Annotated in this window: 13 protein-coding genes; 6 read left to right on the plus strand and 7 right to left on the minus strand. The window is 67.7% G+C overall.

What is annotated here, in order from left to right; genetic code table 11:
- Nucleotides 1-194: 194 nt before the first annotated feature.
- Nucleotides 195-1,571, minus strand: a complete 1,377-nt coding sequence (locus ASF34_RS03450) for a carbohydrate porin (RefSeq protein WP_056158596.1) — start codon at nucleotides 1,569-1,571, stop codon at nucleotides 195-197.
- 188 nt (nucleotides 1,572-1,759) lie between these two features.
- Nucleotides 1,760-3,106 (minus strand): Nramp family divalent metal transporter, encoded by a 1,347-nt coding sequence (locus ASF34_RS03455; protein ID WP_056158599.1) that lies wholly within the window; start codon nucleotides 3,104-3,106, stop codon nucleotides 1,760-1,762.
- 330 nt (nucleotides 3,107-3,436) lie between these two features.
- Between ASF34_RS03455 and ASF34_RS03460 the strand changes: the two genes are divergently transcribed.
- Together ASF34_RS03460 and ASF34_RS03465 are read left to right on the plus strand one after the other, a co-directional pair.
- Complete coding sequence (locus ASF34_RS03460; RefSeq protein WP_082494059.1) at nucleotides 3,437-4,462, plus strand: DUF2865 domain-containing protein; 1,026 nt, start codon at nucleotides 3,437-3,439, stop codon at nucleotides 4,460-4,462.
- Nucleotides 4,463-4,559: 97 nt separating this feature from the next.
- Nucleotides 4,560-5,495, plus strand: a complete 936-nt coding sequence (locus ASF34_RS03465) for an MBL fold metallo-hydrolase (protein WP_056158604.1) — start codon at nucleotides 4,560-4,562, stop codon at nucleotides 5,493-5,495.
- Between the two features lie 320 nt (nucleotides 5,496-5,815).
- On the opposite strand, the gene ASF34_RS03470 is transcribed toward ASF34_RS03465, so the two are convergent.
- Nucleotides 5,816-6,595 carry a DUF1499 domain-containing protein gene (locus tag ASF34_RS03470; protein ID WP_018042417.1) on the minus strand — a complete coding sequence of 260 codons (780 nt, stop codon included), beginning with the start codon at nucleotides 6,593-6,595 and terminating at the stop codon, nucleotides 5,816-5,818.
- Nucleotides 6,596-6,751: 156 nt separating this feature from the next.
- On the opposite strand from ASF34_RS03470, the gene ASF34_RS03475 reads away from it, so the two are divergent.
- A complete protein-coding gene (locus ASF34_RS03475) occupies nucleotides 6,752-7,231 on the plus strand; it encodes a MarR family winged helix-turn-helix transcriptional regulator (protein WP_056158607.1) in 480 nt (159 codons plus the stop codon).
- A gap of 82 nt (nucleotides 7,232-7,313) precedes the next feature.
- Here ASF34_RS03475 and ASF34_RS03480 read toward each other — a convergent pair whose 3' ends face one another.
- The 3 genes from ASF34_RS03480 to ASF34_RS03490 form a co-directional block, all read right to left on the minus strand.
- Entirely contained in the window at nucleotides 7,314-8,822 is a 1,509-nt protein-coding gene (locus tag ASF34_RS03480) for a flavin monoamine oxidase family protein (RefSeq protein ID WP_056158610.1), read from the minus strand.
- A 210-nt stretch (nucleotides 8,823-9,032) separates the two neighbouring features.
- Nucleotides 9,033-9,761: an HAD family hydrolase gene (locus ASF34_RS03485; protein ID WP_244478886.1), complete on the minus strand. Its 729-nt coding sequence runs from the start codon at nucleotides 9,759-9,761 to the stop codon at nucleotides 9,033-9,035.
- 2 nt (nucleotides 9,762-9,763) lie between these two features.
- Complete coding sequence (locus ASF34_RS03490) at nucleotides 9,764-10,291, minus strand: hypothetical protein (protein WP_056158615.1); 528 nt, start codon at nucleotides 10,289-10,291, stop codon at nucleotides 9,764-9,766.
- A 126-nt stretch (nucleotides 10,292-10,417) separates the two neighbouring features.
- Here ASF34_RS03490 and ASF34_RS03495 point away from each other — a divergent pair, with 126 nt between their 5' ends.
- The 3 genes from ASF34_RS03495 to ASF34_RS03505 all read left to right on the plus strand — a co-directional run bounded on the left by ASF34_RS03495 (nucleotide 10,418) and on the right by ASF34_RS03505 (nucleotide 13,533).
- The gene (locus ASF34_RS03495; RefSeq protein ID WP_056158618.1) at nucleotides 10,418-11,803 is read left to right on the plus strand and encodes an aminotransferase; all 1,386 of its coding nucleotides are present in this window, start codon (nucleotides 10,418-10,420) and stop codon (nucleotides 11,801-11,803) included.
- A gap of 337 nt (nucleotides 11,804-12,140) precedes the next feature.
- Nucleotides 12,141-12,422, plus strand: a complete 282-nt coding sequence (locus ASF34_RS03500; RefSeq protein ID WP_147829250.1) for a hypothetical protein — start codon at nucleotides 12,141-12,143, stop codon at nucleotides 12,420-12,422.
- A gap of 172 nt (nucleotides 12,423-12,594) precedes the next feature.
- A complete protein-coding gene (locus tag ASF34_RS03505; RefSeq protein WP_018042410.1) occupies nucleotides 12,595-13,533 on the plus strand; it encodes a metallophosphoesterase in 939 nt (312 codons plus the stop codon).
- A gap of 214 nt (nucleotides 13,534-13,747) precedes the next feature.
- Here ASF34_RS03505 and sfsA read toward each other — a convergent pair whose 3' ends face one another.
- Nucleotides 13,748-14,476 carry a DNA/RNA nuclease SfsA gene (gene sfsA / locus ASF34_RS03510; protein ID WP_056158624.1) on the minus strand — a complete coding sequence of 243 codons (729 nt, stop codon included), beginning with the start codon at nucleotides 14,474-14,476 and terminating at the stop codon, nucleotides 13,748-13,750.
- Nucleotides 14,477-14,528 lie beyond the last annotated feature (52 nt).

Below are 14,528 nucleotides of genomic sequence, written 5' to 3' on the forward strand. Positions count from 1 at the left end.
GTCCCATGTGGCGTTCGTCACCTGTTCCCGAACACGGATGCAATCTGATGAGAGAGTCGCTGGCCGCATCAATCGCACGACGCTTCCTCGATGCGGTCGCCGCTGCCGCTCGCGGATTCGTACAGGTCGTCGAGGGCACTTCACCCACTCCCCAGCTTGTGCCGGTTCGGGTGCGGGGCGCGCGTCGGCGCTGATCAGTAGGTGAGCGTCGAGCGGAGGCCGAACACGGCGCCGCCCTTGATGCGCTGGCCCGGGCGGTTCGGATCGGCGGCACCGCCGCCGGGGTTGAAGACGTATTGGATGTCCGGTTGGATCGTCCAACCGGGCACTACCGCGAAAAGATAGGTCGCTTCGATCGTGGCTTCGTAGCTGCGCGGAACGTGGAACTCGGTGCCGAATGAGAGCCGGTCCAGTTCGTAGCGCCGGGCGTTCTCGCCGATCCGCGCGTAGATGACGCTGAAGCCGAATGCGTCCTTCGGACGGCCGGGTGTCATGCCCGTGACCACGATTCCCCCATCCGTCCAGAGATCGATGAGGTTCCGGTCCGAAGGGCTCGTCGAAAGGCGGGCATAGGCGGAGATCCCCTCAATCTCGTTGCCGCCCGCGGGCCGATACAGCTGCGCATCGACGACCGCATAGGCGCCGCTGGTGCCGGCGTGGCGGCGGGCCGAGCCGCCGCTGCGTGGGTCTGCCAGGGAAAGTCCCGTCCGGTCGTAGCGGTCATCGTCGAAACGTCCGAAATGCCGGTACCCGCCGAGCTTCAGACTTCGACCGAGCCCGTCGGGGCCGGGCACCTCGCCAAACTGGACCTCGCCCATCACCAGGGGGGCGTCGTTCAGTCGAAAATTCAAACCTGTCCGGTTGACGCTCGCCTGATCGCCGGGATCGCCGTTGAAGATGGCGACGAGCCCGCTCACCGAAACATCGGGTGTCCAGCGCAGCCTCATGCCGGGGGTCGAGATCGGATAGGCGGGGCCGCCGCTCGGGAGATTGGCCCCGGTGATGGTCGGCCAGTCGTTGCTAAGGAAGATCTTGCCGGTCTCGGACGAGAAGAACTCCCCATCCGCCACCAATTGCCCGAAGCGCAGGCTCAAGTACCGGTCCTCCGAGGTCCGCTCTAACCAGAGTTCCGAAAGGCGCGTCGAGGGATAGGCTTCGATGTTACTCACCGTGATGAGCCGCTGGAAGCTCCGGTCGCGCAGGCCGCCGGTGTCGTGGATCTGGAAGACGTTGGCGAAGCCGCTCCATCCGGTCCACCCGGCGAGGCGGTCGAAATCGACCGTGACGGCGGTCTCGAACTTGCCGGCATGGATCGCGCCCTGCCTCACCCCGCCGGACAGGTTGCCGAGGACCTCGTTCGTATAGAGCAGGTTGTAGTCGATGCCCCGCGCCGCCAACAGGCTGCGGAAGCCACCCGGATCCCCGAATGCGCCCAGCGATGTCTGGATGGAGGGGGGACTGTCGGGCTCCAGCGGAGCCGATTGCGCCGGACGATCGTCCACGGCGCCCGTCTCACCGGGGTCCGACCATGCGGGATCGACCGACAGGAATGCGAAAACGGCGGCGACCATCCGTGTCGGCGCCCTCTGTCGTCGTGCGATCATCCTCATGCTGATCATCGACGCCTCTTCTCGATAGTATAGCCTATGCTATATGATTGGGCAAAGCTTCACCGTCCGGTGCCGCGTCGCGGCCCGGGTGGGGGCTGTGTGGTGTCCGCCCGTCGCCCGTCAGGGAAGCGGGCGTCGGACCTTGTGCGTCAGGCGCCCGTGACGGTGTCCACCAGGAGCTTGACGTTCAGGACGACGATGATGGCGGCGATCACCCAGGCGAAGAGCTTCAGCCAGGCCGGAATCACCAGGGCGCCCATCTTCTGCTTGTCCGACACGAAGCGCACGAGCGGGATCACGGCGAAGGGCAGTTGCATGGACAGGACGACCTGGCTGAGCACCAGGAGGCGCGCGGTGCCATCCTCCCCGTAGAGCCCCGTCACGACGACGACGGGGACGATGGCGATGCCGCGCGTGATCAGGCGCCGCGCCCAATCGGGAATGCGCAGGCGCAGGAAGCCTTCCATGATGATCTGGCCGGCCAGCGTCGCGGTGACGGTGGAGTTGAGCCCCGAGGCCAGGAGCGCCACGGCGAACAGGGTGGAGGCGATGCCGGCTCCCAGCAGCGGCGACAGCAATTCGTAGGCCTGCTCGATCTCCTGCACGTCGGTGCGGCCGGTGGAATGGAACACCGATGCGGCCATGATGAGGATCGCGGCATTGACGAAGAGCGCCAGCATCAGGGCGATGGTCGAGTCCGTCACCGCGAAGCGCAGGGCGCCCCGGCGTCCTTCCTCGGTGCGGGGATAGGCCCGCGTCTGCACGATGGAGGAGTGCAGGTAGAGGTTATGCGGCATGACCGTGGCGCCCATGATGCCGATGGCGATGTAGAGGGCGGCCGGGTTGGTGACGATCTGCGACGAGGGGATGAAGCCCGCGAGCACCGCCTGGATCGGAGGCGCGGCGAGCGCGATCTGAATGCCGAAGCACACGAAGATCACCAGCAGCAGCGCGATCACGAAGGCTTCGAGCGCCCGGAAGCCGCGCCGCATCAGCAGCAGGATCAAGAACACGTCGAGGGCGGTGATGATCGCCCCGATGACGAGGGGAATGCCGAAGAGCAGCTTGAGGGCGATGGCGGTGCCGATGACCTCGGCGAGGTCGCAGGCGATGATCGCCGCCTCGCAGGCGATCCACAGCACGAAGCTGACGGGCCGGGGATAATGATCGCGGCAGGCCTGGGCGAGGTCGCGGCCGGTGGCGATGCCGAGCCGGGCCGAGAGGGCCTGCAGCACGATCGCCATGAGGTTCGAGAGCAGGATGACGGCCAGCAGCGTGTAGCCGAATTGCGATCCGCCCGCGATGTCGGTGGCCCAGTTGCCCGGGTCCATGTAGCCGACGGAGATCATGTAGCCCGGCCCGATGAAGGCCAGCAGCCGCCGCAGCCAGGAGCCGTGGGACAGCACGGGAATGCTGGCATTCATGCGCCCGAGGCTCGGCTGTTCGTTCGTCTCTCCGCTGAAGCGCCACCCCCGGTCTTCGTCGAGCCTGTCCATGCCGCGTCTTCCGTCGAGCTGAATCGTGGGTACCGCACTGCACCCGAAACGGCATATAGCATCGGCTATAATGGAAAACAAAGGCTAAGATACAGGCTCGCGCCTCCGTCTTGCGAGTGTCGTAGGAAGGGTACGAAACGCCCGCTGCCGAGTGGGGGGCGGGTCCGCTCTCCCGTTCCCCTGTCGGGCCTCCAGCGGGACGCACGGGGAGGGATCGGCCCTTCGCGGACGGGCGAAACTCGGTGGTCTACCCCCGTTGCGAAGGCGCTCGCCTCGGCCGTAGGCAGGAGGGGCGTCCTAGCGGATGGTTTCCGACGGGTTAAGAGAACGATGCGGTCGATGTACCCCGGCAGGAGACGGACGAGTTTCGCGGCGCAAACACGCGTCGTCGCCCCGGTCATGGCCGGGCTGATCCTCGGCCTCGGCAGTGTCGTTGCCGGATCGAGCTTGGTTCAGGCCTCCGAGCAGGGAGGCATCTTCAGTTTCTTCGAAGAGATGTTTCGCGGTCCGGCGGTGAAGCCGCAGCCCGCGCCCGTCTCGATGCCGCGCCCTCCCCGGCCCCGCTACGCCTCCCTTCCCACGACGAGCCGCATCACGGCGGTCCAGGCGCCGCGCCAGACGCCACGCCTCGCGCGTCTCACCCGCCCCTCCCCCGCCCGAGCGAGCCGCGCCGCATCCGCTGCGCTGACCGCCTCGGCGCTGGGCGCCCGCACGGTCTGCGTCCGGGCCTGCGACGGCTACCTGTTCCCCCTCGGGCGCCTGGCGTCCCGCTCCGACATTCCCCTGCACGAGGCGGCCTGTGCCGCGGCTTGTCCCAACGCCGCCACCAGCCTCTACACGCTGGGGGCTAGGCAGAACGATCTCGACCGGGCCGTCGGTCTCGACGGGCGTCCCTACCGCGCCCTCCTCGTCGCGAACCTGTACCGCACGAAGCGTGTCGAGCAGTGCTTCTGCCAGCCCGAGGGCGTGGCGGCGGCGCCCCTGCCGATCGAGCGCGACCCGACCGCACGGGTGGGCGACGTGGTCGCCACCCCATCGAGCGCCCGTGTTGTGGTTTCCACCCGGCCCGGCGGTTTCACGGTGGTGGATTTTCGCGAGGCCGGTCTCCTCTCACCGCGCGAGCGCCGCAGCATCGACCGCAAGATCGACGTCGTCCGGCGCGAGGCCGATGCCCGCGCCGCCGAGCAGGATGTCCGTCAAGCCGGCCGAACGGTCGACCGTGCCCACCGCATCCGTGTCGCACAGATGGGCTCCGGCGATGGCACGGGAGGCTTCGGCACCGTCCGGCGCCGGCAGGACGCAGATGCGGGTTTCGCAATCGTCCGTGTCGTGGCGTCCTCGCCCTTTACCCGCTGACGTCGCCCGCCGCCGTCACTGCCGACCGGGGCTTCCGTTGTGGCTCGCCCCGCGATGGCTTAGGGGCGGACACGAGTGTGATCGTTCCAGGTACCGCATGACCAAGACCAGCGACGACGGCGACACCGCGGTGGATCCGAACTTCGACGGGGCGGCGCCGGCCAACGGCGAGACGGTGAGCCTGTCGCCGCTGGTGCGCCGGCGGATCTGTCCCAATGCCAGTCCGTTCACCTCGAGCGGCACCTGCAGCTACATCGTCGGACAGGGCGAGGTCGCGATCATCGATCCCGGTCCGGCCGATGCCGCTCACGTGGCGGCGCTGGTCGCGGCCATTGCCGGCGAGCGGCTCACCGCCATCGTCGTCACCCACACTCACCGCGACCACTCGCCGGGCGCCCGGCTGCTGCAGGCGGAGACGGGCGCGCCCATCGTCGGCTGCGGCCCGCATCGCGCCGCCAGAAACCTGGCGGAGGGCGAGTTCCCGCATCTCGACGCCAGCGCCGACCGGGACCACCGGCCCGACCGCCAGATGAACGAGGGCGACACGCTGAAGGGGCCGGGCTGGACCCTGCGGGCAGTGGAAACGCCGGGTCACACCATGAACCACCTCGCCTTCGCCCTGCCGGAGGAACAGGCCCTGTTCTCGGGCGATCACGTGATGGCGTGGTCCACCACCATCGTGGCCCCCCCCGACGGTTCGATGCGCGCCTACATGGCGTCGCTCGACGCGCTGCGCGGGCGCGACGAGACGATCTACTGGCCGGGGCATGGCGGACCCGTGCGCGATCCGCGCCGCTTCGTCCGTGGCCTCGCCGCCCACCGGCGCCAGCGCGAGAGCGCGATCCGCACCCGGATCGAGGCCGGGGACCGCGACATCCGCTCCATCGTCGGGGTGATCTACCAGGGCTTGAGCGCGCCCCTTCAGGGTGCGGCGGCGCTCTCGGTCTTCGCCCATCTGGAGGATCTCGTGGAGCGCGGGCTTGTCGTCACCGACGGCCCGCCGCGCCTCGACAGCGTCTACAGGCCGGCCTGACACCGGCATCGTGTGATGGCCGCGGATCGAGCGGTCGCTCCAGGTCCCCCCTTTGCTTCGGGGTTACTGGATTCGCCCATTTCGAAGGAGGCGCGGCTTTCCTCCCCCTTGTGGAGAGGAGTCGGAGGTGGGGGTGGTTGGGTGACCCTCAGGGCGTGGAGGCCCGCGGAGCCACCCCCACTCCTAACCTCTCCCCACAAGGGGGAGAGGGACGCGGCCTGCCTAGATGGACAGGGGTGAATGTCGTAGCCTTCCGAGATTGGAAGTGCGCGCTTCGCCTTCAACCGAAGCCAACCGCCGAAGCCGGGAGAACCGACCGTTCACTTGACGGCGATGGCGAGGTTGGCGACCTCGTCGAGATAGCCCCGGATGGTGTCGGCATTGGCGCCGAAATCGCGGTCGCCGATCCGGGAGGCGGACCGCACGTCGATCCGGGCTCCGTCCGCCCTCGGTCGGACACGGACCGTGATGTCGCTGGCGAGGTTCAGGATGAGTCCGCGCGTCACCGCTTCGATCCGGCCGTTGCCGACGCGACCTCCGGGGCGGATCGCCTCAACGATCTGCCATTTGCGGTTCACCGCGGCCTTCCTGGCGAGTTCGAACGCGGCGTTGGCGTCGAGGTCGAGGGTGAGCGGGGCGATCTGCAGATAGGAGGCGCGCTGCGCGATCCGTGCCTCGGGGCCGGGATCGGGGGGATAATGTCCTTCGCGCGCCGCGAAGGCCGCATGCGAGCGCGAGAAGGCGGGCGGGTTGTCGGTATCGGTGGTCACGTCGGTGATGGCGGGAAGCCGCAGGCCGCGCAGCCCGACGAAGACCGGATAACCGAGGGTGATCGCGGCGAGGAACAGGCCGGCGAGAGCGCTTGCCACACCGCGCGCTCCCTCGCGCCAGACCCGGACGAAGGCGAAGACCGCAAAGCCGATCGCGATCACCGCCAGGACGAGGCCGGATGCCAGTGTCACCAGCGCGGGCCCCTCCTCCGCCCTCGGATCGCGCACCAGAACGAGGGCGAACAGGGTGACGAGGACCGACAGGATCGCGGTCCCGCGCGAGAGCGGTCCGGCGCGGGTGATGGGCTCCTCGATAAGCGAACGACGCATGATACGGGTGAAATCGCTGTCCGGGAGATCGCCGCGCCATCGGGAGATGGTGCCCGCGCGCCTGAGCCCAAAGCTTTACCGGGCCTCGCTTTCCGACGCCACCCGCGAGATGGCCGCGCTTTCGATGCCGCCCGCTTCTGCTATAGCGGCCTCCACATGAGTCTCACCGCAGCGCCCCGCACCCCCGTGCCCGATGGAGGATCGGAAGACCCGTTGAGGGTCTGGTTCCGCTTCATCCGCCTCAACCGGAGGGTGACCGCCGCGATGGCGGCCGAGCTGCGCGGCCTCGGCCTGTCCATTCCGCAATTCGACGTGCTCTCGACGCTCACCGAACGCGAGGGCCTGACGCAGCAGGATCTCGCCGCGCGCCTCTACGTCACCAAGGGCAACGTTTCGGGGCTGATCGACCGCCTCGTGCAGGCCGGTTTCGTCGAGCGCCACGCCATCCCCGGCGACCGGCGCTCGCACGCCCTCCGCCTCACTCCGGCCGGGACCGAGATCGCGGCCCGCGGCATCGCCGCGCAGAAGGCCTATGTCGCCCGCACCCTCGGCACCCTGCCACAGGACGACATCGCGGCCTTCGAGCAGCTCGTTCTGAAGTGGCGCGACGTGGCCCGCGCCGATTCTGAGACCTGATCCCGGATGGTGATGAGGCGCCCTCTCCTCGTCGGCCCGCAGGATGGCGGAGATTCGCCGCACGCGCCAAATCCCCGGATGGTCAGAGTGATTGACGGATCACCGGGCGTCCCTCGGCCTCGACCTGCGGGTCGATCTGGCGGGCGGCCCGCAGGCCCGCCTCGATCGCGCCTTCGACCCAGCCGGTCTTCAGGCTGGTGAAGTCCCCGGCGAAATGGATGCGGTCCTCGGGCGTCGTCCATTCGCGGATCATCCACCCGCCGCCCAGGGGCGGCGAACCGAACGAGCCCCTGATCCAGGGCTGCTCGGTCCAGGCGAAGTCCTTCACCGTGATCACCTCGTCGAACAGGTCTGGCATGTCGGCGCGGAACTGATCGACGGTCACCTGAGCCCGCGTCTCGCGGGGGCGGGCCAGGATCGCCTCCGCATTGGCGCCGTTCAGGTAAAAGAAGACGTTTCCGTGCGAGCCGGTCTCGTTGCCGGTGATGTCGATGACCCGCTCCCAGGGCCGGTCGCCGCCGGCCATCGGCCAGCCATGGACGTTCTTCGAGAGCCACGAGGGTGTCTTGGTCTGGACGATGACCTTCACGGTCTTGTCCCATTCCATCTCGGCGAACATGCGCCGCTTGGCCTCCGACCAGCCGGGTTTCACGTCGATGCCGCCGAGGACGCTGAAGGGGATCGTGGACACGATGGCGTCGCCGGAGAAGTCGCGGCCGTCTCGCGTGCCGACGCGGACACCGCCGCTGGTCTGCTCGATGCTGACCACTTCGGCCTTGAGGACGATGTTCGCGGGGCCGATGGCCCCCGCCAGGGCCATGGGCAGGCGGTTGTTGCCGCCTTCGATGCGGAACACGTTCTGGTCGCCGAAATGATAGGCGAGGTCGGGAATGGCACCCAGGGCCTGCGAGCGGCTTGTGAAGGTGCCGCCATGGGCATCGAGGAGCTGGCAGAAGGCATCCGATGCGCCGACGCCCTTCACGAGGTCGCCCACCGTCACGTTGTCGTAGCGGGCCAGGGAATCCGGGTCGGGCCAGCGGGAATCGAGCACAGAATCGGTGTCGAGTCCCGCCCTGTAGAGATAGCGGTTGAGGCTCGTCGCGACGCTGACGTTGCGCTCCTCCCGTGAAACGGCCCAGGGCCAGTTGGCGAGGTCGGCGCCCGTGCCGGTCTGCCCGCCGACCATGTAGCGGGGAAGACCGTCGTTGAGGCTGAGGAGCGGCAGGTTGAAGCGCCGGACGTAGCTCAGCACATAGGGCATGTTGGATCGGAAATGCCCGCCGCCGGCCTCCGTGAACTGGCCGTTCTTGAGCGGAAGGGAGAGGAGCCTGCCGCCGATGCGGTCCTGATACTCGATGACCGTGACGCGGTGTCCACGGCGCAGGAGTGCCAGCGCCGCCGTCAGCCCGGACATGCCGGCACCGAGGACGAGCACGTGTTTTTGGGCCTTGCCGGTCTGCGCGAGGGCGGGTGAGGCGACGAAGGGCAGCGCCGCCGCGAAGGCCGTGCCGGCGACGCCACGGAGAATGTCACGCTTCGTCGGAGCCAGAGGGCCGCCGGCTTCGAAACCGGCGCGGTCGTCACGGATCATCGTCGGGTACTCACCGGAAAAGCAGGGAGGGTGGCGCAATGGCGAGGCATCTTCGATGCGCCATCGCCCCATTGTTGTCGCGCCATCGCGCGGCCGCTCGGGACGGCGCATGGCGCAACCAAGGGCCTCTCTATGGCGGTCGGGAATGTGGCCGAGTACCGGTAAAAATTCCCCTTCCATCCGCCTCGGGACGCCCCCCGATGGCGCGTTCTACTCGGCGATCCGGTCGAGCAGGGTGGCGAGATCGCCGATCGATGCGATCACATGGTCTGCGAGCGGTGCCATGACCTCGCGTGCTCCCTCCCCGAGGGGGCCGCTCAGGACCGCGATGGTGACGGCCCCGGCCGAGCGGCCGGCGACGAGGTCATAGGGTGAATCGCCCACCATCGCGATCCGCCCCGGCGCGACGTTAAGATGCGCCGCGAAGGCGCTGACCATGCCGGGTTCGGGCTTCGATCCGTGCCCGGAATCGTAACCGGCGACGTAGGTTAGATGCGGTGTCAGGCCGAGAATATCGGCCTGCGCCCGGGCCGAGGCTTCGGCGTCGTTGGTGGCGATTCCGAGGGCGTAACCCGCATCGGCGAGACGCTGCGCGGTCGCCGCCGGATCGCCGATGGGACACAGATGCGCAAGCCCTTCGCGGCGGAACAGCCGGTCCATCTCCCCGTAGAGGTCCGGTCCCGCCGGGCGGCCGAGCACCTTCGCCCAGATCGGGCCATAAGCGGCCGAAGAGCCCGCGATGAGGGGGGACGTCGGCAGGAAGCGGCGCTCCTCTTCGACGTAATGGCTCACCGCCATCAAGTCTTCCAGTCGGATGCGCTCGCCCCCGGCAAGGTCATCCATGACCGCATACGCTGCCGGACCCCAGGTCCGGTCGAAATCGATGAGGGTGCCGTCTTTGTCGAACAGGATGCCGGCGAGACGGCGTGGCGTCGTCACGGTCAAGCGCCGGCCCTCACCTTCTCGACATCGAAGACGCCGGCGCGATCTCGCCGCACGATCCTGTCGCCGGGCTCGAACACGCCCAAGGCCACGTCACGGTCCGGCAGGATGACGGTGGTGGATGTGTTGAGATGGACGAGGACGAGCCTGTCCTGCGCCAGCGATGCGGCGGCCCAGCGCCGCAACTGTCCGTAATACGGCTCGCGCCGCCAGGCGTTAGGCTGGCCGGGGTCGACCTGGACGTTCATGTTCTTCGTCACCGGGTCGAGGGCGAGCACCATCTTGGCTTTCTCCGGCTTCCACTCGGCGCCGAGCCAGGCTTCCGTCATCCAGAGGCAGTGGAAGGCGCGGCAATGGTCCGGCCGTGTCGGATGGATGGCGCAGCCCCTGCCCTGCCTGGTGTGGCGGCACCATTGACCGGCGACGCTCTCCACCGCCGGGACGTCGTAGACCTTGCAGCACAGGGTGCAGGTTCCGCAGGAGCGGCCGGGCGCCGGATGGGCCACGAAGGTTGCGGGATCGAGCATGGTCCTGACGTTCCGTGCGGGCGCTGCGGTGACGGGATGGGTTTGTGAAGGCGCGCCGGGTCGCTAATGTGGCATCGCATGAACACGGGGCCGAACCGGCCCGCTTCCACAGGTAACGGCAGGCCCATGCTCTCGAACCTCGCGACCCGCGACGTCGAAACGCTGATCCATCCCTACACCAACCTCTCCACCTTCCGCGAGACCGGCCCCCTGGTGCTGGAGCGCGGCCACGGGGTCTGGGTCTATGACAGCGACGGCCGGCCCTATCTCGAAGGCATGGCCGGCCTGTGGTGCACGGCGCTGGGCTATTCCAACGAGGAACTGGTGGAGGCGGCGAGCGAGCAGATGTCGCGCCTGCCCTTCACTCACCTGTTCTCGGGCCGCAGCCACGATCCGGCGATCGAGCTCGCCGAGACCCTGAAGGAGCTGATGCCGATCCCGACATCGAAGATCTTCTTCACCTCGTCGGGCTCCGAGGCCAACGACACCCAGGTGAAGCTGACCTGGTATCTCAACAACGCGTTGGGCCGCCCCGCCAAGAAGAAGATCATCTCGCGGATCAAAGGTTATCACGGCGTCACGGTCGCCACGGCCTCGATGACCGGCCTCACGGCCAACCATGCGGATTGGGACCTACCGCTGCCGGGCTTCCTGCATGTGGGCTGCCCGCATCATTACCGCTTCGCCGAGGCCGGCGAGACGGAGGAGGCCTTCTCGCAGCGCCTCGCCGACGAACTCGAGGCCCTGATCCTCCGCGAGGGGCCTGATACCGTCGCCGCCTTCGTGGCGGAACCGGTGATGGGTGCTGGCGGCGCCATCGCCCCGCCGGCCGGCTACTTCGCCAAGATCCAGGCCGTGCTCGACCGCTACGACGTGCGCTTCATCGCCGACGAGGTAATCTGCGGCTTCGGGCGCCTCGGCACCTGGTTCGGCTCGGAAGCCCTGGGAATGCGGCCCGACAGCCTATCCTTCGCCAAGGCTGTGACATCGGGCTACATGCCGTTGGGCGGCATCAGCATCGACGAGCCGCTCTACAAGGCTCTGGTGACGCAGAGCGCCAAGCTCGGCACGTTCGGCCACGGCACAACCTATTCCGGTCACCCCGTCGCCTGTGCCGTCGCGCTGAAGACCATCGAGATCTACAAGCGCGACCGCATCGTCGAAGGCGTCGCCGAAAAGGCTCCTCACTTCCAGGCCCGGCTCTCGGCTCTGGCCGACCACCCCATCGTCGGGGAGGCGCGCGGACTCGGTCTCATCGGCGGCCTGGAGATCGTCGCCGACAAGTCATCCAAGCGTCAGTACGAGCTGAAAGCCGGCGTCGCGGCCCGATGCGTCGCCTTCGCGCAGGCCGAGGGTCTGATCGTCCGGTTCCTCGCCGGTGACCGGGTCGCGGTCTGCCCTCCCCTGGTCATCTCGCACGACGAGATCGACACGCTGTTCGACCGCCTCGGTCGTGCTCTCGACCGGACCGAGGCCTGGATCGCGTCGGAAGGTCTGAACGCAGCGCTTTAGAGTGCCTCACAAAACTCCCGATCACGGTCGGTTCTCGCTCCACGCACGACAGCGCAGCCGGAGTTTTGTGAGAGACACTCAGAGCCGCGCTGCCACAGAAAAGTCCAGATCTTCCGCGTCTCAATGAAGGTCAGATTGCGTTGCGGAATGGTATTTTTTATTTTTCCAATATTGCTTGTGTGTGTCACAAGACACGCAGCGCGGCGAGATGAAACTCTACCCTGGTAAAGTCTCGCCTATCCTTAAGCTCCCGTTCATGATCCTTCGCCGCATATGGATCTCGTGCCGCACAGCGCCGGTCCGGGTCGAACCTCTTGCGGGTGCCCGAGAGACTGGCGTGATCGTCAACCAGACAAACGAGGATCTGGTGGCGTTCCGACACCGTGAAACAGGACCCGTTCCCATGTCCCGCCCCGAACAGAACCAGCGCGCAGCCATGTCGTCGACGCCCCGTGCGTCCGGTCTGGTAACCGATCGCGAAGGTTTCCGCCCCGTGGCACTGCCCGCCCTTGCCGCTGCGGTTCACGTCTCGGCGTCCGCTGCGAAAGAGGCGGCCCGGAAGATTGCCGCCCGCCGGCAGCTCTCCCGCTTCCAGCACGAGGATGCGCCCCTCGTCTGAGGCTTTTTCCTCCCGACCGAACGCCTCATGGCCAAATCGTGCGACCAAGCCTTCACGGGCTTGGTCAATCAGGTTCGATCATCGGAAGCTCGATCACCGGAACTTGGCTGTATCGGATTCGTGCCCGCCAGTGCGATGAAGCCGCATCGGCTCTGCGCTCGAGGACGATGACATGTTGATCCTGCCGACGAGACGGCAGTTCCTGACCGGGATCGGTGCGAGTACGAGCCTCGTGGCTGCCACGGGCGCTTATGGCTTCGTGATCGAGCCACGCCATCGACTCGTGGTGACGCGCTACGCTCCCTCCCTCCCGGGCTGGACAGAGGGATTGACGCTACGAGTCGCCGTCCTCGCGGATTTTCACGTGGGCGAACCGACCATGCCGCTCGACCGGATCGCCGAGATCGTCGATGCGACGAACCGGCTCGAACCCGATCTCATCCTGCTTCTGGGAGACTATCCGTCCGGCCCCAGCGTGACCACGCGCAAGGTGCCGCTCGTCGAGTTTGCACGGGTGATCGGGGGGCTGCGAGCCCCGCTCGGTGTCCATGCCGTCCTCGGCAATCATGATTGGTGGGATGACGAGGTCGCGCAGGCGAGACGGCGCGGGCCTGTGGAGTCGCAACGCGCGCTGGAGGCACGCGGCATTCCAGTGATGGAGAATACGGTTCTCAGGCTGGAGAAGGACGGTCGCCCGTTCTGGATTGCCGGGCTCGGAGATCAGGAACCGTTCCTGCCGCGGGGCGATCGGCGCGGCCGCGACGATCTTCCCGGCACCCTGGCGCAGGTGACCGACGAGGCTCCGATCCTCCTTATGGCGCACGAGCCCTACATCTTTCCTACCGTTCCGGGGCGTGTCTCGCTGACCCTGTCCGGGCATACGCATGGTGGCCAGGTTCGGATCTTCGGCCTGTCGCCGCTGAGCCCATTCGCGCGCGGCAAAGATCTGACCTACGGCCATGTCGTCCACGGCGGACGGCATATGATCGTCTCCGGCGGCTTCGGCGTCAGCCGTGTCCCGATCCGGATCGGGGTGCCGCCGGAAATCGTCCTTCTCGAACTCGGGAGCGTGGCGCCGCCGACGTCGGTCGAGGCAGCGCCGCCCGCCTGACGGAGCGCTACTTCTTCGCGCCGATGCTCACGGTGCCCTTGGTCGAGGGGGCCGCGGCGATCGTCTTCACGACCGGCTTCTTCGGCTTCTTCGCTTCGCGGCCACCGCGTGGTTTCTCACTCGCCATGATCGTCTCCTTGGATCGTCGGAACACGAGCATGCCACGGATTCGGCGGCAGGCGACATGAAATCGCGCATCGGCATTGATGGCGGCTCACAGACCCCCGCGACCGGGTGGCATTACCGGGATCGCGTCGGCGATGGAGATCCCGCTCGGGTCGATGCGGCAGCGATGGGCATGGATCTCGACCCCGCCCGCAGCCGCCCTGGCGAAGGCCCGGTCGAAGGCCGGGTCGAGGTCCCGCGCCACGTCGAACCGCTCGGCCTGCATCTGCACCACGATGATCAGCATCGCCCGGCCGCCCTGAGCGACGACCTCCGTCAGCTCGTCCATGTGCCGCGCGCTGCGGGCGGCGACGCAATCGGGAAACTCGGCGAGGCCCGGCTCGCGCAGGAGGTGACAATTCTTCACCTCCACGTGGCAGGGCGGCAGCCCCTCGCCCGTGGCCAGGAAATCGACTCGGCTGGCGCGACCGTAGCGCACCTCCGGACGCAGCGAACCGTATCCCACCAGCGGCGGGAGATGCCCCTCGGCGAAGGCCTCGGCGACGAGGGCATTGGGCCGCATGGTGTTGATGCCCACCCATTGCGGACCGCCGGGAAGGTCCGCCTCCACCAGTTCCCATAAAAAGCCGAGCTTGCGCGCCGGGTTGGTGGAGGCGGAGAGCAGGACGCGCGATCCGGGCACGACGAGGCCGAGCATGGCGCCCGGATTGGCGCAATGCGCGGTGACGAGGCTGCCATCCGCCAGCTCGATATCGGCGAGGAACCGCTTGTAGCGCCGGACGAGCCGGCCCTCGATCAGCGGCACTGCGAACTTCATCCGGTGAAACTCCACATCCGAGCGGGTGCCCCGCCCTATCAGCAGCCTGCCG

This window comes from Methylobacterium sp. Leaf106 (assembly GCF_001422895.1).
GTDB classification, from domain to species: Bacteria; Pseudomonadota; Alphaproteobacteria; order Rhizobiales; family Beijerinckiaceae; genus Methylobacterium; species Methylobacterium bullatum.

What these genes read in the sequence shown, in the direction of transcription:
- ASF34_RS03450 (WP_056158596.1), bottom strand. Translation starts at nt 1,571, where the DNA reads ATGGTCGCCGCCGTTTTCGCATTCCTGTCGGTCGATCCCGCATGGTCG.
- ASF34_RS03455 (WP_056158599.1), bottom strand. Translation starts at nt 3,106, where the DNA reads ATGGACAGGCTCGACGAAGACCGGGGGTGGCGCTTCAGCGGAGAGACG.
- ASF34_RS03460 (WP_082494059.1), top strand. Translation starts at nt 3,437, where the DNA reads ATGCGGTCGATGTACCCCGGCAGGAGACGGACGAGTTTCGCGGCGCAA.
- ASF34_RS03465 (WP_056158604.1), top strand. Translation starts at nt 4,560, where the DNA reads ATGACCAAGACCAGCGACGACGGCGACACCGCGGTGGATCCGAACTTC.
- ASF34_RS03470 (WP_018042417.1), bottom strand. Translation starts at nt 6,595, where the DNA reads ATGCGTCGTTCGCTTATCGAGGAGCCCATCACCCGCGCCGGACCGCTC.
- ASF34_RS03475 (WP_056158607.1), top strand. Translation starts at nt 6,752, where the DNA reads ATGAGTCTCACCGCAGCGCCCCGCACCCCCGTGCCCGATGGAGGATCG.
- ASF34_RS03480 (WP_056158610.1), bottom strand. Translation starts at nt 8,822, where the DNA reads ATGATCCGTGACGACCGCGCCGGTTTCGAAGCCGGCGGCCCTCTGGCT.
- ASF34_RS03490 (WP_056158615.1), bottom strand. Translation starts at nt 10,291, where the DNA reads ATGCTCGATCCCGCAACCTTCGTGGCCCATCCGGCGCCCGGCCGCTCC.
- ASF34_RS03495 (WP_056158618.1), top strand. Translation starts at nt 10,418, where the DNA reads ATGCTCTCGAACCTCGCGACCCGCGACGTCGAAACGCTGATCCATCCC.
- ASF34_RS03505 (WP_018042410.1), top strand. Translation starts at nt 12,595, where the DNA reads ATGTTGATCCTGCCGACGAGACGGCAGTTCCTGACCGGGATCGGTGCG.
- sfsA (WP_056158624.1), bottom strand. Translation starts at nt 14,476, where the DNA reads ATGAAGTTCGCAGTGCCGCTGATCGAGGGCCGGCTCGTCCGGCGCTAC.